13 protein-coding genes are annotated in these 18,519 nt (G+C 74.2%); 5 read left to right on the forward strand and 8 right to left on the reverse strand.

Annotation, left to right across the window (positions count from 1 at the left end; translation table 11 throughout):
• Positions 1-196: 196 nt before the first annotated feature.
• Positions 197-2,473, reverse strand: coding sequence for a glycosyl hydrolase family 18 protein (locus ACWERV_RS24315; protein WP_452936688.1), 2,277 nt, complete (start codon positions 2,471-2,473; stop codon positions 197-199).
• A gap of 443 nt (positions 2,474-2,916) precedes the next feature.
• Between ACWERV_RS24315 and ACWERV_RS24320 the strand changes: the two genes are divergently transcribed.
• The 5 genes from ACWERV_RS24320 to ACWERV_RS24340 all read left to right on the forward strand — a co-directional run bounded on the left by ACWERV_RS24320 (position 2,917) and on the right by ACWERV_RS24340 (position 10,131).
• Positions 2,917-4,182: a cytochrome P450 gene (locus ACWERV_RS24320; protein WP_452936572.1), complete on the forward strand. Its 1,266-nt coding sequence runs from the start codon at positions 2,917-2,919 to the stop codon at positions 4,180-4,182.
• Between the two features lie 338 nt (positions 4,183-4,520).
• Positions 4,521-5,495, forward strand: a complete 975-nt coding sequence (locus tag ACWERV_RS24325) for an ABC transporter ATP-binding protein (RefSeq protein ID WP_398183304.1) — start codon at positions 4,521-4,523, stop codon at positions 5,493-5,495.
• Positions 5,492-6,850, forward strand: a complete 1,359-nt coding sequence (locus ACWERV_RS24330) for an ABC transporter permease (RefSeq protein ID WP_452936575.1) — start codon at positions 5,492-5,494, stop codon at positions 6,848-6,850. Before ACWERV_RS24325 ends, ACWERV_RS24330 begins: the two co-directional genes overlap by 4 nt.
• A gap of 11 nt (positions 6,851-6,861) precedes the next feature.
• Positions 6,862-9,615, forward strand: a complete 2,754-nt coding sequence (locus ACWERV_RS24335; protein WP_452936578.1) for an alkaline phosphatase family protein — start codon at positions 6,862-6,864, stop codon at positions 9,613-9,615.
• 114 nt (positions 9,616-9,729) lie between these two features.
• Positions 9,730-10,131: a hypothetical protein gene (locus ACWERV_RS24340; RefSeq protein WP_452936581.1), complete on the forward strand. Its 402-nt coding sequence runs from the start codon at positions 9,730-9,732 to the stop codon at positions 10,129-10,131.
• 10 nt (positions 10,132-10,141) lie between these two features.
• Here ACWERV_RS24340 and ACWERV_RS24345 read toward each other — a convergent pair whose 3' ends face one another.
• From ACWERV_RS24345 to ACWERV_RS24375, 7 genes are all read right to left on the reverse strand, one after another.
• Positions 10,142-11,380, reverse strand: a complete 1,239-nt coding sequence (locus ACWERV_RS24345; RefSeq protein ID WP_452936691.1) for a nucleotide disphospho-sugar-binding domain-containing protein — start codon at positions 11,378-11,380, stop codon at positions 10,142-10,144.
• Positions 11,381-11,434: 54 nt separating this feature from the next.
• Entirely contained in the window at positions 11,435-13,024 is a 1,590-nt protein-coding gene (locus ACWERV_RS24350; protein WP_452936584.1) for a copper resistance CopC/CopD family protein, read from the reverse strand.
• Entirely contained in the window at positions 13,015-13,497 is a 483-nt protein-coding gene (locus tag ACWERV_RS24355) for a hypothetical protein (RefSeq protein WP_452936587.1), read from the reverse strand. Before ACWERV_RS24355 ends, ACWERV_RS24350 begins: the two co-directional genes overlap by 10 nt.
• Positions 13,498-13,608: 111 nt before the next feature.
• On the reverse strand, positions 13,609-14,337 hold the full coding sequence (locus tag ACWERV_RS24360) for a hypothetical protein (RefSeq protein WP_398183322.1): 729 nt from the start codon (positions 14,335-14,337) through the stop codon (positions 13,609-13,611).
• A gap of 523 nt (positions 14,338-14,860) precedes the next feature.
• A complete protein-coding gene (locus ACWERV_RS24365; protein ID WP_452936590.1) occupies positions 14,861-17,101 on the reverse strand; it encodes an FtsX-like permease family protein in 2,241 nt (746 codons plus the stop codon).
• On the reverse strand, positions 17,098-17,805 hold the full coding sequence (locus ACWERV_RS24370; protein ID WP_452936592.1) for an ABC transporter ATP-binding protein: 708 nt from the start codon (positions 17,803-17,805) through the stop codon (positions 17,098-17,100). The genes ACWERV_RS24365 and ACWERV_RS24370 overlap by 4 nt, the downstream gene beginning before the upstream one ends.
• On the reverse strand, positions 17,802-18,326 hold the full coding sequence (locus ACWERV_RS24375) for a PadR family transcriptional regulator (RefSeq protein ID WP_452936596.1): 525 nt from the start codon (positions 18,324-18,326) through the stop codon (positions 17,802-17,804). The genes ACWERV_RS24370 and ACWERV_RS24375 overlap by 4 nt, the downstream gene beginning before the upstream one ends.
• Positions 18,327-18,519: the final 193 nt, after the last annotated feature.

Genomic DNA, 18,519 nt, shown 5'->3' on the forward strand with positions numbered 1-18,519 from the left:
ACAGAGCCGTACCGCCCGGCGGCGGCCGGACGGTGGTGAGGCGTCCGGCCGTGCGGCCCGGCGGCGGTGACCCGCCGGGCCTGCGGCGGGGCGGCACAGAGCCGTACCGTCCCGCGGTGCGGCCCGGCGGCGGATCACGCCGGACGGGCCGCGGCGGGTCCGGGCGCCGACCGCCCGGACCCGGTGGGCCGGGGCGTCAGCCGCCCAGGCCGGTCGTGAGGGCGGTGAAGAGGGAGCCGTTCGGGGTGTCGCCCGACATCTCCCAGATCATCGCGCCGAGCAGATGGTGCGAGGTGATGTACTGCGCCTTCTTGCCGATGGACCAGGCGTCGTCGAAGGACCACCACTGGCCGCCGCTGCCGGTGTAGCCGTACGTCGCCACCGACTGCTCGTCGTGGTAGACGGTCAGCCCCGGCACGCTCGTGACCAGGTTGTTGTAGCCGCGGGTGCCCGCCTCCTCGGCGAACTGCCCCGGCGCCGCCCCGTTCGCGGCCTGCCACACGCCGTGCACGCCGCCGTCGGTCACCTGCTGCCAGCCGCGCCCGTAGAAGGGCAGGCCGAGGGTGAGCTTGCGCGGGCTGACCCCGGCGGCGAGGTAGGTCTGGATGGCCTTGTCGGCGCTGAAGTCGTTCGGGACGGGCGAGGTCGGGTCGGCGTAGAGGTTGGCCTGGTGGCCGGTGCGGCTGGGCTCCCAGGAGTTGTCGCTGCCCGAGCCGTGGAAGTCGTAGCCCTGGACGTTCTCGATGTCCAGCGACTTCGACACCTGCGGCAGGTCCCAGCCCAGCGCGATCTTGTCGGGGTCGGCCGGGGTGAAGGCGGTCAGCAGCAGGTGGCTGCCGCCCAGCGCGTCCAGTTCGGTGCGGAACTCGGCGAGCAGCGCGGTCAGATTGGCCTTGTCGGCGGTCGAGTAGTGGTTGCCGGGGTGGCCGTCGGGCGAGCCGGGCCACTCCCAGTCGATGTCGAAGCCGTCGAAGATGCCGGCCGCGACACCGTCGCCGCCCGCGCCCTCGTAGGACGGCAGGTTGCCCTTGATGTAGGTGTCGATGCAGGACTTCACGAACTTCTTGCGGGAGGCGTCGGTCGCCGCCACGTCCGAGAAGTACTTGGAGTAGGTCCAGCCGCCGAGCGACATGACGACCTTCAGGTGCGGGTACTTCGCCTTCAGCTCCTTGAGCTGGTTGAAGTTGCCGCGCAGCTTGCCCCAGCCGTCGTCCGCCTGGCCGTTGACGGACTGGGCGGCCGGGAAGGCCCGCCCGTAGTCGGCCTCCGCGTCACCGGCGCCGTCGCCCTGGCTCGGGTCCTCCGGGTCGGCGGTGGTGGCCTTGGTGACGCCTTGCAGGCACGTCAGGTTCTTCGGATCGACGTTGCCGAAGGCGTAGTTGATGACGTCCAGCTTGGCCGCGGCGCCCGAGGTGTCGAGGTTCTTCACGAAGTACTGGCGCCCGTAGATGCCCCACTGCACGAAGTAACCGACCTTGGCGTAACCGCCGTTGCCGACCGCCTCCTGCGTGGTGACGGTGACCGCGTTGCTCGCGGGCGAGGCGTTGTCCGCCAGGTCGCGGGCCTTGACGGTGAACGTGTAGGCGGTGGAGGGGGCCAGGCCGGTCAGGGTGGCGGTGCGGGTGGCGGCCGGGGTGGACGTCACGAGCTTGCCGCCCTGGTAGACGTCGTAGGCGGCGACCCGGTTGTTGTCGGTCGCGGCGCCCCACGACAGTGCCACGGTGCTGTCGGTGACCGTGCCCGCCGTGAGGTTGCCCGGCGCGGTCGGCGGGACGGTGTCCGTGGACGGGTCGAAGGTCGCCGCGGTGACCGGGGCGCTGACGGCGCCCACGTTGCCCCGGCTGTCCTTGGCCCGCACCGTGAACTGGTAGGACGTGGCGGGCGACAGGCCCTGCACGGTGGCGCTGGTGGTGCCGCTGGAGGCCACCACCGTGCTGCCCTGGAGCACGTCGTAGGAGGCGACGGGGAAGTCGCCGATCGCGGCCGCGGTCCAGCCCAGCGTCACGGTGTGGGCGGTGGCGTCGGTGACCGTCACGCCGGTGGGCGCGTGCGGCGGCGTGGCGGGGCTGCCGTCGCACTTGGCGCCGTTGACCAGGCAGCCGGTCGGCGCCGACAGCGGACCCGAGGCGGTGAAGGTGTAGCTGTACGGGTACGTCGAACCGCCCGCCGGGACGCTCGCGTTGTAGTACGCGGGGGAGGCCACGACGTGCTGGCCGGTGACGGTGGAGGTGCCGTACGTCTCGCTGGTGATCTTCACGCCGGCCGGCAGGTCGAACTCCAGCGACCAGGTGCTGATCGCCGCGGACGTGCCGTTCTTGACGGTGTACGTGCCCGTCCAGGACGAGCCGGAGCCGGTGCTGCTGAACTCCGCGGTGACCGCGCCCGCGGCGTGCGCGGCGGGCGCGGAGATGCCGGCGAGCCCGGCGACGGCCAGGCCGGTCGTCGCGACGAGGGCGGCCAGCCGGCGGCGCAGCCGGGCGAGCGGGCGGCGGGGTGGGGGAGCGCTGGGCGAAGGTGAGCGTCTGGGGAATCGCAGTCCGGTGGACACGGCTCTCCTCGGGATGTGGGGGCGCGAGGGCGGCCCCACCAGGACAGCCGAGATCAGCGGGTACGGCAATGGCCCGGACGACAATTGGACTGGACCAATTCGGCGCACGGTGAGAACTTCGTGCGGGTCATCGCGTCGCAGAGGACTAGACCAACTTCCGCGAATTTACCTTTACTTGACCGGCGTCGGGTTGCGGGTGACGCCTCGGGGTGGAGAGGGTCGGGATGTATCGGGGACGACACTCTGTCTCGCACGCGTCCGGCGGTCCGCACGGTTGTGCGATACACCTCTCGCCCGGGATACTCGTCCCCGCAGGTTCTTTCGTGCCATGTCCCGTATGCCGTACGGATGTCGAGGAGCGACCCCGGATGACCGCCGCCCCGCAGCAGGCGCAGACCCCCGACCCGGCGGCCCTCGCCCTGGAGATGCTCGCCCCCGGCGGCCGGGAGGACCCCTACCCCCTCTACGCCCGCGCGCTGGACATGGGCCCCGTCCTCGACGTCGGCGGCGGCCTCTACCTCGTGTGCGGCTACGACGCCGTCAACCGCGCACTGCGCAACCCCGCCTTCGGCGTCACCGGCGCGCAGGTCTCCTCCGAGGACCGCGACGCGCACGACGCGATCGCCCTGCTGGCCCGCTCCGTGCTGGAGAACGACCCGCCCGAGCACACCCGCATGCGCTCCCTGATGAACTCCGTCTTCACCCCGCGCCGCGTCGCCGCCTACGAGCCGATGGTCGCCGAGGTCGTCGGCCAACTCCTGGGCGCCCTCGCCGAGTCCGGCGCGGACGGGGCGGCCGTCGACTTCATGACCGCGTTCGCCTCACCGCTGCCGCTCACCGTCATCTGCGAGATGCTCGGCGTGCCCGCGGCCGACCGGCACCTCTTCCGTACCCTCGCCGCCGACCTCACCATCGCGCTGGAGTTCGTCACCGACCCCGCGGCGCTGCTGCCCGCCGACGCCGCCGCCGTCCGGCTCGCCGACTACTTCAGCGGCCTGGTCGCCGAACGCCGGGCCCACCCGCGGGAGTCGGAGGACCTGGTCGGCGCGCTGCTCGCGGCCCGCGACGCCGACGACGGGCGGCTGTCCGAGGGCGAGCTGCTCGCCAACCTCACCCTGCTGCTCGTCGCGGGCTTCGAGACCACCACCGACCTGCTCGGCAACGGCCTGCGGCTGCTGTTCGAGCACCCCGAGGCCGCGGCGGGCCTGCGCGCCGGACGGATCGGCGTCGGCCCCTTCGTCGAGGAGGTGCTGCGCTACGAGTCGCCCGTCCAGCTCACCACCCGCATCGTGCACGCCGACGGCCAGGAGCTGGCGGGTGTGCCGCTGCCGCGCGGCGCCCAGCTCGTGCTGCTCGTCGGCGCCGCCAACCGCGACCCCGCCCGCTACCCGGACCCCGGGCGCTTCGACCCCACCCGGACCGCGAGCCGCCCGCTCAGCTTCGGCGCGGGCGCCCACATCTGCATCGGCAACGGCCTGGCCCGCCTGGAGGCCGCCGTCGCCTTCCCCCTGTTGCTGACCCGCTTCCCGCACCTCACCCCCGCAGGCCCCCCGTCGACCCGCCGCGACCGCGTCGTGCTGCGCGGCCACAGCACCCTCCCGGTCCGCGTCACAGGGGGGACGCCCGGGGCCTGACCTGGGAACGGACGCAATACGCTCGGGTCGCGGCGTTCGACCACGCCGACGGCTCGTCGGTGCGCGGCGGCGACGTCGTCCTCTTCGACGGCGCCGACCGGGGTTCCCCCGGTGTGGAGGGCGTGGCCGTCCCGCAGCCGGGCGGCTGATCCGCCCGCACCGGAGCGCCGCCCCCCGGTTACCTACCGTCAAGTCCCTGACCTGCGAGGGCGTTTGGGTCGCCGGGCGGTGCAATGGCACATCGTCACCCCGCGTTCCACAAGCGTTCAGCTTCCGGCCGGTGCAGGTGTTCTTCTTGCATCCCTAGGGTCCCATGAGGCTTCGGAAGGAAGGGACTCATGGACGCAACCGCAGTCCGGGCCCGCGGGATCACCAAGTGCTTCGGGGAGGTCGTCGCCCTCGACGGTGTCGACCTGGACGTGGCGCAGGGGCAGATCCACGGCCTGGTGGGACCGAACGGAGCCGGCAAGACGACGCTGCTCGGCCTCCTGCTGGGACTGTCCGTCGCCGACAGCGGCCGGCTGGAGATCCTGCGCACCCCCGTCGGGCGGGCGCTGACCGCCCCCGACGGCGTCGCCGGGTTCGTCGACGGCCCCGGCCTCTACCCCTCGCTCACCGCCCGGCAGAACCTCGCCGCCCTCGCCGCCCTGCGCGGCACCGGCAGCGGCGGCACGGTCATCGACGACGCGCTCGCCCAGGTCGGCCTCACCGACGTCGCCGACGACCGGGTGCGCGGCTTCTCCCTCGGCATGCGGCAGCGCCTCGGGCTCGCCGCCGCGCTGCTCACCGAGCCGCGGCTGCTGGTCCTCGACGAACCGTCCAACGGCCTGGACCCGGCGGGCAAGAAGCATGTGCACGGCGTCCTGACCCGGCTCGCCGAGGCCGGCACCAGCGTCGTCGTCTCCAGCCACCGGATGGACGACCTGGAGGCGCTGTGCTCCGAGGTCACCATCCTCGCGACCGGCCGGGTCGTCTTCTCCGGCCCGATGAGCAAGCTCGCCGCCGAGAACCGCGAGCTGGACTACCGGCTGCTCACCTCCGACGCCGCGGCCGCCCGGGAGGCCGCCGCGGCCGTCCCCGGGATCCGGGTCGTCGAGGAGTCGGTGGAGTGGCGCGGCGCCGAGGCCCTGGTCGTCCGCGCGCTGGTCCCGGCGCTGGACGAGCTGGTCGCCGCGGTGGTGTCCGCGGGAGTCGCGGTACGGGAGTTCGCCCCCGTCGTCTCGCCCCTGGAAGCGGCCTTCCTGGCGCTGACCGAGCCACCGGAGGAGCCGCGGACGACAACGCGGCAGCAGGAGAAGGAGGCCGCCCGATGACCGCCACCGCCCCCGCCCCCGTCCGGGAGCAGCCGCCGGCCGGCGCCCGCGTGCCGGTCACCCGCGGCTACCGCTTCGAGCTGGTCAAGCTGGTCTCCCAGTGGCGCATCCGGCTGCTGGTGCTGGCCTGCTGGATCGCGCCCGCGCTCTTCGTCGTCGCGGTGGGCCAGCAGAGCACGCTGCCCACCGACACCCTGTTCGGCCGGTGGATGCACGCCACCGGATGGGCCGGGTCGCTCGTCATCCTCGGCTTCTCCGGAACGTGGGCGCTGCCACTGCTCACCTCGGTCGTCGCCGGTGACGTCTTCGCGTCCGAGGACCGGCTCGGCACCTGGCGGCACCTGCTCGTCGCGGTGCGCTCGCCGCGGCGGATCTTCGTCGCCAAGGCGCTCGGCAGCCTCACCGTCATAGTGCTGATGCTCGCCGGACTGTGCGCGTCCAGCGTCGTCGGCGGCCTGATCGCCGAGGGCAACCACGCCCTCGTCGGCCTCGACGGGCATCTGCTCGCGCCCTCCGACGCCGCCGGGCACGTCCTGCTGGCCTGGGCGTGCGTGCTCGCCCCGACCCTCGCGCTCGCCGCGATCGGCCTGCTCGGCTCCATCGGGCTCGGCCGCTCCCCGATGGGCCTGCTGCTGCCCGCGCTGGTGGCACTCGCGATGCAGCTCGCGCAGATGCTGCCGCTGCCCGTCGCGGTGCGCCTGGCGCTGCCCGGCTACGCGTTCATCTCCTGGAACGGCCTGTTCACCAGCCCCGGCCAGCTCACCCCGCTGGTCGCGAGCGTCGCGGTGTCGCTGGCCTGGGCGGTCGCCGGCACCCTGCTGGCCTACCGGCTGTTCCTGCGCCGGGACTTCACCAACTCCACCGACGACGCCTCCGGGCGGCGCACCGTCACCGGCGGGTTCGTCCCGCTCGCGGTGCTGTGCGGTGTGACGGTCGGGGCCGTCGCCGTGGCCACCCCCTCGATGGGCTCGGGCATCGACCAGCCCAAGATCCAGCGCTCGGTCGCGACCGCGTTCGCCCACCTCTACCGCATCCAGACCTCCGAGCTGAACCGGCCCGCCGTCACGGAAGCACAGCTGCGGGTCTCCGCGGCCTGCAACCGCGGCGGCGGGCAGGTCTCGGCCAACGGGCCGGGCAACGACTGGCGCTGCGTCGTGACCTGGCATCTCCCTGGCGTCGCAGCCCCTGGTCAGGCCATCTACCAGCTCGACGTCACCGCGGACGGGCGGTACGTCGCCGACGGCGACGGACCGAAGGAAGTGAACGGCTACTTCCTGGTGCGCACCCCGCAGGGGGACGCGCCGAACCCGCTCTGGCAGTTCGACGGCAACGTGGAACTGCTCCACACCTCCTGAAAGGGAAACCCATGCAGGTAACGCGCAATCGCCGGCGTGTCGAGAGGGTGGGATTCCTCTCGAAACACGTCGGCCACCGCGTGCCCCTGGTAACGGCGGGGGTCACCGCGCTCGCGGTGGCCGCCACAGGAACGGCGTTCGCCACGACCAACGGGTTCGGCACCCAGCAGGTCGGGCAGGACACCAAGGACGGCACGGTCATCTCCAGTGACCAGTACCTGGCCCCGTACGGCGACCGCCTCGTCATCGACAACGGCAAGATCATGTCGTCCACGGTCAGCCCGGACGGCACCCACCTCGCCGCGTCGGTCACCGACGGCGGCGTGGCGCTCGCGATCGTGGACCTCAAGGGCGGCAAGGTCCAGCAGATCGTCGGCAACTCCGCGTCCGCGAACCTGCGGATCAAGGGCAACGACATCGGGCAGGAGGGCCCGACGTACTCGCCCGACGGCACGCAGCTGTGGCTCGGCCAGACCGACGGCTACACCAGGTTCACGGTGAACGACGACGGCACGCTGGCCGACCCGGTCACCGTCGCGATCCCGGCGGACGGCAGCAAGCACGCGCTGGCGAGCGCCGCGGTCTTCTCCGCGGACGGCTCCACCGTCTACTCGGCGGTCAACGGCCAGAACCGGGTCGTCGCCATCGACGCCGCGACCGGCGCGATCACCCGCAGCTGGGCCACCGGCAACGCGCCGCGCGGCCTGGCCCAGGTCGGCGGCAAGCTCTACGTGAGCAACGAGGGCGGCCGCACCGCCAGGCCCGGCGAGAGCACCATCAACTCCTACGGCACGCAGGTCCCGGCCAACCCGGTGACCGGTGCCACCACGACCGGCACCGTCAGCGTCATCGACGTGGCGAACCCGTCCGCGGCCGTCGGCAGCATCGACGTCGGCCTGCACCCGACGGCGCTCTACGCCCACGGCAGGACGCTGTTCGTCACCAACACCGCGACCAACAGCGTGTCCGTCATCGACACCGCCCGCGGCAAGGTCGTGCAGACCATCGCCACCCAGCCGTGGCCGCAGGCCACCGTCGGCTACGAGCCAAACGCGGTGACGCTCACCGCCGACGGCCACCTGCTGGTGACGCTGGGCCGCGCGAACGCGGTCGCCGTCTACCGCTTCACCTCCGCGCAGGAGCCGGTCAGCTACGTCGGCCTGCTGCCGACGGACTACTTCCCGGCCGAGATCGCGACCGTCGGCAACAAGATCGTGGTGTCCAACACCCGTGGCATCGACGCCCGCCGCCCCACCACCGCGGCCGGCCACGCCACCCACGACACCACGTCGAGCCTGACCACCCTCACGCTCCCCGGCGACAAGGTGATCCGCTCCGAGACGGCCAAGGTCTTCCGGCAGAACGGCTGGACCGGGGACAACGTCAAGAACGCCCCGGGCAACCACTACGGCAGGAAGCCGGTGCCCGTACCGGCCCGCCTCGGCGACCCGTCGACGATCCAGCACGTCTTCCTGATCGTCAAGGAGAACCGGACGTACGACCAGCTCTTCGGCGACATCGCCAGCGGCAACGGCGACCCGGCGCTCGCGGAGTTCGGCGAGAACGTCACACCCAACCAGCACGCCCTCACCCAGCAGTTCGGCCTGTACGACAACACGTACGACATCGGCACGAACTCCGCCGAGGGCCACAACTGGCTGATGCAGGCCGACAACCCGGAGTACACCGAGTCCTCCGCCGGTGAGTACCTGCGCAGTTACGACACCGAGGACGACGCGCTCGGCCACCAGAAGAGCGGATTCCTGTGGACCGGCGCGCAGGCGGCCGGCGACACCGTCCGCGACTTCGGCGAGTTCCAGCAGTTCCTGACCAAGCCGGCCGCGGCCACCTGGCAGAACCTGTACTGCGACGCCAAGACGATGGACGCCACCGGCGCGCCCACGCAGTACCCGCTGGACTCCTCCTCGCCGATCCCGTCGCTCAACGACGTCTCGGTGCACGGCTTCCCGAAGTTCGACACCTCCGTGCCGGACATCTACCGCGAGCAGCTGTGGGAGCAGGACTTCGCCAAGAACGGCCCGGCGAAGCTGAACATGTTCTGGCTCTCCAGCGACCACACCGGCGGCCCGGCGAACGCCGCCGCGCAGGTCGCGGACAACGACCTGGCGGTCGGCCGGATGGTCGACACCATCTCGCACAGCCCGTACTGGAAGAACTCGGCGATCTTCGTCGTCGAGGACGACTCCCAGGCCGGTCTCGACCACGTCGACGGCCACCGCGCCCCGATCCAGATCATCAGCCCGTGGGCGCAGCACGGCGCGGTCGACAGCCACTACTACTCGCAGATCACCATGATCCGCACCATCGAGCAGATCCTCGGCGTCCAGCCGATGAACCAGAAGGACACCGCGGCCACGCCGATGACCGGTGCCTTCACCGCGAAGCCGGACTACACGCCGTTCACCGCGCTGCCCAACCGCACCTCGCTGACCGCCGGTCTGGCCACCCCGCCCTCCTGCGGCGTGGACACCCCGGCCGCCCAGGACCCGGCCGCGGCTCCCGTGCCGTCCGCCGTCGTCCCGGCCGCCGAGAGGGCCACGGCCGCGCAGTGGGACCGCTGGAAGTCCAAGCAGCGGCTGACCGGCCCGAACGCGGTGCCGGACTACGCCAACCCCGCGCAGATGAACCACTTCACGTGGTACCAGACGCACGACTGGAAGAAGCCCTACCCGGGCGAGAGCCGGATCTTCGCCCCGGACGACGTCCCGGGCGCGTTCATCCCCTCCACGGAGAACGACGACTGACCTCCCGCCGACGACGGCCCCCGCCCGGCGCACCACGCGCCGGGCGGGGGCCACCGCGCTGCCCGGGACCCCGCGGGCCGGGCGGCTGTCGGTGCGGGATGCCATGATGCGAGGGTGCTGCTGACACCCGAGAACACCCTCTTCGTCCGCGGGCAGACCCCCGTGCTGCTGCTGGCCGACGCGCCCGTCCACGACGCCCTTCCGGCGGTGGGCCGGGAGATACCGCGGCCCGCGGGCTGGAGCGTGCTGCCGCGGCTGACGCTGTGCGTCGTCGACGGCCCCGGCGAGCACGGCGTCGTGATACCCGCGCTCGCCGCGCCCGTCCTGCCCGCGCTGACGGCCGCCTCTGCCGCCGCCGCGGACACGGAGGCCGACATGGGCGACTGGTGCGCGGACGCCGAGGCCGCCGGGGGCGTGCTGGTGCTGTCCCTGCCGCAGCTCCCCGCCGAACTCGACCTCGCCGCCCTGACGTCCGCGGGCTCGGCCCGCGGCGGGTTCCTGCCGCTGGCGGGCTGAGCCGCACCCGTCACGCCAGCTCGGCCAGAGCCGTACGGACCGGGGCGACGGCGTCCTCCGCGCCGATACGGCGGGCGAGGGCCGCCGCCCGCGCCGCGTACCCGGGGTCCGTCACCGCCCGGCGGACGGCCGCGCCGAGGGTGTCCGCGGTGAGCGCACGCAACGGGACGGGCACGGGGGCGACGCCGAGGGCGGTCAGGCGGCGGGACCAGAAAGCCGCGTCGAACTGCACCGGCACCGGCACCGCGGGCACCCCCGCGCGCAGCGCCGCCGCCGTCGTGCCCGCACCCGCGTGGTGGACGACCGCGGCCGTGCGCGGGAAGAGCAGCTCGTGCGGGAGGTCCCCGACGGTGAGCATGTCGCCGCCCGCCGCCTCCCCGGCGTCCAGCCCGCTCCATCCGCGCTGGATCACCCCGCGCATCCCCGCCGCGCGCAGCGCCCGCACCACCGCGGCGCTCAGCCCCGCCGGGTCCGGCACGGTGGCGCTGCCGAGCCCGACGTAGACGGGCGGCGGGCCCGCCGCGAGGAAGTCCTCGACCTCGTCCGGCAGTCGCGCGCCCGGCGCCGCCCGCGGCCACCAGTAGCCGGTGACGGTGAGCCCCGCGCGCCAGTCGGCGGGACGGGGCAGCACATGGCGGCTGAAGCCGTGGAAGACGGGCCAGTCCGCCCGCTCCCGCGCCCGCCGGGCCGCGCCCACTCCGCGCGGCGGCAGCCCCAGCCGGATCCGCAGATCCCGCGCGGCGTCCCGGAAGACGGTGTCGAGCCCGGCGTTGACGGCCCGCGCCGCCGCCCGGTTCGCCGGCCCGCCCCACGAACCCGTACCGATCACCGGCGGCGCGAACTCCCTTGTCGGCGCCAGCGGTTGCAGATACACCCCGAGGCTCGGCACCCCGAGCCCCTCCCCGATCACCTGCCCGAGCGGCGCGACGGCCCCGCCCAGCAGCAGCACCTCCGCCCCTTCGGCCGCCGCGAGCATCGCCCCGGCCATCTCCCCGACCAGCTCGCGCGCCATCGCGAACACCCGCCACAGCTTCGCGGCGGGATTGCGCGCGGCATGCAGCCCCTGCCCCGCCCGCGACGCCAGTTCGGCCCGCGGATCCACCGGCAGCCCGTGGAAGCCCACCCCGGCGTCCGCCACGATTCCCGCGAACCGCTCGTGCGTCACGACCGTCACCTCGTGCCCGCCCGCGGCGAGCCCGTGCCCCAGCCCCGTGTACGGGGCCACGTCCCCCCGCGAACCCGCCGTCATGATGACCACACGCACGGTCACCAGTATGCCGGACGGCCCCCGCCCGCGGGGCGTTCAGCGTGCCGCGCGGGCCGCCGGGGCGACCACGGGCCCGGACGCGCCGCCGTGCGCGGCCGGAGCGGTGGCGGTCAGCAGCACGGTGACGACCAGCACGGCGGTGAGCCCCGCCAGTTCACCGAGGACGGTACGGGTGACGGCGGAGGCGGCGGGCGCGGTGGACCGGCTGGACGCGGAGGAGGCGGCGGGCGCGGTGGGCACCGCGGGTGTGCGGGTGTGGCGGAGGGCCGCCGCGGCGAGGACGGCGAGGACCAGCGCGATCTTCAGCAGCAGCAGGCGGCCGTAGTGCGTGCCGGTCAGCGCGCCGAAGCTGCCGAGCAGCCGCCAGGCCTGGTACGTGCCGGTGGCGATCAGCACGGTCACCGCCGTGAGCGCGAGCCGGGTGAAACGTCGTGCGGCCACGGCGAGTTCGGGCCCGCGGTGGCCGACCAGCAGCACGGCCAGGGTCGCCACGCCGCCCGCCCACACCGCCATCGCCGTGACGTGCAGCGTGGTGACGATCACGCCGAGCGGCGCGAGCGGCTCGCTCGGGGCGTGGCTGGTCTGGCTCCACGTCAGCGCCAGCAGCAGCACCAGCGGCACCGCACCGGCCGCGCCCGCCCGCCGGTGGCGCAGGATCTGCTCACCGACCACCGCGGTCAGCGCGAGCAGCATCAGCCGGGCGACGAGCGTGTGGCCCACATGCGTGCTCAGCGTCGCCGACAGCAGCGACCGGTCACCGACCCGGGAGAGCGACGCGCCCTGCGTGGCCGGCCCGTGGACCAGCAGTTGTGCGACGGTGCCGACCAGCGCCGCCGCCCACCCCACGGCGGCCGGCCACCGCAGCCGCGCCCACGAGGGCCCGTACCCGTACCCGCTCCCGCCGGGCGGGGCGTGCACGACGTCGATCCCGACGAAGGGGCCGGGCGCGGTCCGTACGCCACCGGTGCGGGTGCGCGCGGCGACGGCGGTGCCGCCGGGGCCGGGCGGCGCCCCGCCGGGGACGTCGGCCTCCCCGCCCCCGGCCTCCTCCTCCGGCGGCCGCGGCAGGCAGGACGCGCGGACGGCGGTGAAACCGGTCATCGCGGCGAGGCCCGCGAAGCCGAGCCACACGGCGGTGTCGAGGGCCGCGCCGGTGAGGCGGTCGCCGGCGGTGGGCGTGGCGGTCGCGGGGGCGGCGGAGGCGGCGCCGACGGAGAAGGTGAGGGCGCCGGTGGTGGTGTGGCCGTCGTCGGTCGCGGTGGTGCGCCAGGTCAGGACGTACGTGCCGGGGCGCCGCTCGGGCGCGAGCCCGACCCGGATCCGGTCGCCGCCCGGCCCGGCGGCGACCGGCGCGCCCTCGTCGAGGCGCTGCCCGCCGGGGCCGATGACGTGCACGGAGCTGAGCCGCGGTGCGATCCGCTCCGAGAAGACCAGCGTCACCTGCCGGGGTTCTGCGGTGAGCACCGCCCCGTCGGCGGGCGACGACCGCACGAGGTCGGCGTGCGCCCCGGCCGCACCGGGCAGCGCGAGCAGCGCGACGACCGCGAGCGCCGCGCCCGCCACGAACCGCCGCAGCGTGCGCACGCACACCCGCCCGCCCGCGCGCGGGCCCGGCCTCAGTGGCATGACCCGCTCGCACGGCGCTGCCGGACGACGGAGTCGGCGCCGCCCCGGAAGGCGGCGAGGGTCTGCGGGTCGGGGGCGAAGCGCCAGTGCCCGGCGGTGCGGCGCAGGGTGTTGGCGCCCTGCGCACCGGCGTGCGTCCAGCTGACCCGGAAGGCGTCCGGGCCGGTGCGCGAGCCCGTACCGAGGACGTACGGGATGCCCAGCGCGGGCCGGCACTCGGTGTTGGCGCGGACGAACTCGTCCTGCGGTACGGCGTGTTGGGCGTCGGCGGTCCACAACCGCCAGGCGCCCGCCCAGTCCCCGCCGGACAGCCGGCCGAACTCCTGGCGGGCGACGGCGTAGGCCTGCTGCCTGTCGGCGGCGTCCGCGCCGCTCACGCCGTGCCCGGACCCGCCGGACCGTACGGCCGCCACGGTGGCGACCGCCGCGGCGGCCACGCCGAGGGCCACCCATCGTTTCGGTACGCGCACCACCGCGCACCCTCCTTCGTCCGTCCGTGGATGCGGCCGGGAGCGGGCGCCACACGCACCGGGCGCCCGCCCCCGGGGTCGGGGGACGGCCTGACAACAGCCGTCCTCAGGTCCTCAGTTGGTCAGGCGGTCGGTGCCGTAGTGCTCGATCAGCGACTCGTTGGCCTTGAGGTCCAGGTCGGCCGTGAACTTCAGCGAGTCGCGGATCTGGGTGTTGCTGATCGCCGAGGACGGGACCCCGCCGAAGGTGTACGTGAAGGACTGCCCCGGTGCGACCTGGCGCTCCGCGAGCGTCACGTCGTGGAAGCCGAGCCGGGCGATGTAGAACGACGTGCCGTCGCCGCGCGGCACCTCCAGGTAGTCCTGCTGCGGGTGCCCGTAGGCCTGGGTGGAGGTGTAGCTGTGGTCGTCGGAGCCGGACGGGGCCCGGAAGACCAGCACCGCGCAGTCCGTGGACAGGGTCTGCGAGGAGGTGTTGGTGAAGACGAAGTTCCAGTCGCCGTACCACTGGTTGCCGGAGAAGGTGACCTGCTCCGAGAGGCCGACGTTGCTGGTGAACTGCGTGGTCAGCGGCTCGCTGAGGACGGGGTTGGCGCCGCTGAGCGGGTGGTCGACGCCGTTGGCGCAGCGCTCCAGGGAGGAGCTGTACTGCGAGGGCTGGCCGGTCGCGGTGGCCTGCGTGAAGCTGGACGGGCCGGAGCTGACGGCGGTGGTGGTGTTCGGGTCGGCCGAGGCCGTACCGCCACCGGCGAAGGTGGCGAGCCCGGCGAGCAGGGCGACGGTGCCGAGGCCGGCGGCGACGCCGAACCCGGTGGACTTTCCGCGCATGGTGATTCCGCGCATGGTGAGGACGATCCCTTCGATCGCGAACGAGCAGGCGTGCGGCCCGCGGCGGGCACCGCGGGCCGGTGGGGGCACGGCGGCGCGGTGCGCTGCACCGGCCGCTGTTACCTCGTCGACGCGTACGGCGCTCGGGTGTCGTTTCGGGCGCGGGGGGAGGCCGGCGACGGCCGGCCGTTCCTCCGCACGGCACCCGAGCGGGGTTGCCCAGTACGGTGGCACTCGCCGCAACCCGGCGCAAGGGTCTGGACCAATCAGGTCTGGACCTTTACGTATCGTGCCTGGTTGCAGGTCTGCTCCACGTCCCGACTCCGGCTCTGCTGGCGGAAATTGGTCTACACCACGACATCCGGCAACGCCCCAGGACGGCACCCTGACAACGTCGGTCACCCGCCGGATTGGTCTGCCCGCAACGGCCGCCCGCGCGCCCACCCGCACCGTCCCGGAAGCCGCGCGGGCCCGGGAACGCGATCGCGCCACCCGCCGGCCGGCGGATGGCGCGATCCGGATCCCGCGCGGACCCCCGTCACTCGTTGCGCGCGTTCTCCGGTCCCGTGACGCGCGCCAGCAGCGGCAGCGTCGCCCCGATCACCGCGAGCGCCGCGGCGATCCCGCCGCCGACCATGGCGTAGTACTCCGGGCCCGGCGGCCGCAGCGAGTAGTCCAGCTGCGCCTTCAGGAAGAGCTGGGCGGCCAGGAACCCGGTGCCGATCGCCACCACCGCGACCGCCAGCATCGGCACCGCGCTCTCCAGCAGCACGACCTGACGCAGCGTCCGCAGCCGCACCCCGGTCAGCCGCAGCAGGCTGAAGGGCCGCTTGCGGTCACCGATCCCGCCCGCCACCGCGACCGCGAGGCTGCACCCGGCCACCGGGAAGCTCACCGCGATGACGATGTCGGCGAGCCGCCGGTAGCTGTCCAGCTCCTGCGCCGACGCGGCGCGGTTCTCGGCGAGCGTGTACGGCGGGTCGTCCTCCGGGTAGGCCCGCGCCAGCAGCGTCCGCACGGTCTCGACGGCCGGCTGCGAGCCGTCCGTGGTGACCGCGATCTGCACCACCGGCAGCCGCCGCAGCGCCTCCGGCGTGAGCGTCGCGGCGGGCCAGCGGGCGGGCCACGTCTGGTCCCTGGTCATGCCGTACACGCTGACCACGCTGTTGAACGACGAGGTCCGCGCGCCCGGCGGGCAGGCCCCGTACACCGGCACGGTGGCCAGCTGCGCGCACTCCACCAGCCCGCCGCCGAAGGGCGCGCGCGGGTCGCCGCCGCCCGGGTCGGAGTGGATGACGAGCACGCCCCCGACGCCGGGCACCGCGCGCAGCGCCGCGACCACGCTGTCCGGCGGGGTGGCCGCGGTGCCTCGGGCGTGGCCCCGCTCGAACGTCTCGTGGTCGCTCACCACCGTGTCCCGCACCGCCTTGCCCGCGCCCGGCAGCCCGCGCTCGTGCACCATCGCGTCGATGATCCCGACCGCGGTGGTCGTCACGCACAGCGCCAGGACCAGCCCGCTGACCGCCCGGAAACCCGCCTTCGGGTCGTCCGACAGCCGCCGCCCGGCGACCAGCCCGGCGGCGCGCCGGGCACGCGCGGCCATCAGCCGCGCCCCCGCCATCGTCAGCCACGGCCCGGCCACCACCAGCCCGCCCAGCACCACCAGGATGCCGGGCAGGAACGCCCGCACCTGCCCGGTGCTGGTCGCCGGGCGGTGCCCGATGAAGCACGCCAGCTCCACCAGCCCCGCCACCAGCGGGATCAGCCGGTAGGCGCGCGGCGGGCGCGGGGTGACCCGGCGGGTCACCCCGAGCGGCGAGATCCGCACCCGGCGCAGCGCGAGCCGCGCCGACACCGCCGCCGCGAGCGGCACCCCCACCGCGACCACCGCGATGTCGGCGGCGGACAGCGACAGGTCGGACAGGAAGAACGGTGTGCGGGTGAAGTCGACCCGCACCAGCAGCGGGCGCAGCAGCGCGTACAGGCCGAAGCCCGCCGCGACGCCCGCGGCCGCCGCCACCGTCGACTCGACCGTCGAGACCACCGCGATCTGCCGCGGTGTCGCCCCGACCAGCCGCATCGCGGCGAACCGCTGCTCGCGCGCGGCCGCCGACAGCCGGGTCGCGGTGCCGATGAGCACCAGCACCGGGAAGATCATGGCCGCGGCGACGACCGACAGGATCAGCTTCATACCGTTGCTGTTGGTGCCCACCGCGCAGCTCGGACCGCTGCAACTGCTCGGCGAGACACCGGTGATGGCCCTCACCTCGGTCGTACCGCGCTGCCCGGCCAGCTCGTCCGGGCGGTGGCCGACCACGATGACGAGGGAGTCCGGGCCGGGCAGCGCCGCCTTGCCGATCGTCCCGGCGAGCCGGCCCGGGTAGCGGTCGGCGAGCTGCGCGGCCGGGGTGTCGCGCAGCAGCTCGGCCATCGCGGGCGAGGCGTAGAACTCGCCCGGCCCCGGCAGCCGCGCCATGCCCGGCGGCACGGGGGAGTGCGGCCCGGTCGCGGCCACGTCGATCCGTCCGACCAGCTTGCCCTGGAAGCCGTCCGCGCCGATCCGCCACCACAGCGGGTCGGCGCCCGGCTGCGCCTCGGCCGGCACCCGGCCGGTGTTGAGCCAGCCGTTGCGGGCGTTCTGCGTGCTGGTGGCGTTGAGCGCGGCGAGCGTGGCCAGCAGCATCCCGACGCCCAGCGCGACGGCGGCCGCGATGACGAGCAGCCGCAGCAGCGCGTCCCGGCCCGTTCCGAGGGCCATCCGCAGACCCAGCCGTATCACGTCCGGCTCCCGCCGAGCGCCGGGGTGGTGACGCGGCCGTCGCGCACCATGACCTCGCGGTCGGCGCACGCGGCGACCCGGGCCTCGTGCGTCACGATGACCGCGGTGGTGCCGTTCTCCCGGGCGGTGTCGACCAGCAGCTCCATGACCTGCTCGCCGGTGAGCGAGTCCAGCGCGCCGGTCGGCTCGTCGGCGAACAGCACATCGGGGCTGCCCGCCATCGCCCGCGCCAGCGCGACCCGCTGGGCCTGACCGCCCGACAGCTCCCCGGAACGGCGCCGCTCCAGCCCGTCCAGCCCGAGCCGGGCGAACCAGCCGCGGGCCTCGGCGAGCGCGGGCCCGCGCCGCGTACCGCTCAGCAGCAGCGGCATCGCGACGTTCTCCTCCGCCGTCAGCTCGGGGACCAGCTGGCCGAACTGGAAGAGGAAGCCGAAGCGGTCCCGGCGCAGCTCACTGCGCTCCGGCTCGCGCATCCGGTCCACCCGGCGGCCGTCGAAGAGCACCTCGCCGCCGTCCGGGACGAGGATCCCGGCCAGGCAGTGCAGCAGCGTCGACTTGCCCGAACCGCTCGGCCCCATGATGGCCACGATCTCCCCGCGCCCCACCGCGAGGTCCGCGCCGCGCAGCGCGGGCGTCTGCCCGAAGGCCAGCTCCACGCCCCGCGCCTCGACGAACCCCGCGCCCTCGCCCCCGCCCCCGCTCATCCCCGCACCTCCCGCGCGAGCGCGGACAGCCGGGCCTGCGTGACGTCGATCCACCGCAGGTCGGCCTCCAGCCGGAACATGCTGTGGTCGGCGAGCAGCTTGTCGACCAGCGGCCCGGTCCGCTTGACCTCGGTCAGCTCGCGCATCCTCCGCACATGCGCGGCCCGCTGGAGGTCCAGATACGCCGACGCGTCGCGCTCCAGCATCAGCGCGAGCACGACCTTGGTGAACAGCTCCGTCTGCAGGTGCTGCTCGGTCTCCACCGGCTCGGTCAGCCACGTCTCGACCTCCGTGGCCCCCTGATCGGTGATCACATACCGCTTCCGCTCCGGCCCCGCCCCCGGCTCCGCGGCCCCCACCACCACCTTCCCGTCCCGGGCCAACCGCCCGAGCGTCGAGTACACCTGCCCCAGCAGCAGCGGCTTGCCGGGACTGAAGTACGTGTCGTAATCCCGCTTGAGGTCATATCCATGGCTCGACTGCCGTTCGAGCAGCCCGAGAAGCGTCATCGGTACGTTCACACTCGGTGTATACACTGGGTGTGCACACCGGGTCAACGCGATGCCGGACCGCCGATCGGGTAGTGCCGTGTGCGCCGACGGAGGGGCTTCGCGGCACGGCTCGGCATGGCGGGCGGGTGCGGGGAGGAGGCTCGGCGGGCGGGGAACCGTTCCGCGAACCGCCGGGCGTGCCCGGTGGGGTCCCACAGCAGGA

It is taken from the genome of Streptomyces sp. NPDC004031 (genome assembly GCF_053604375.1).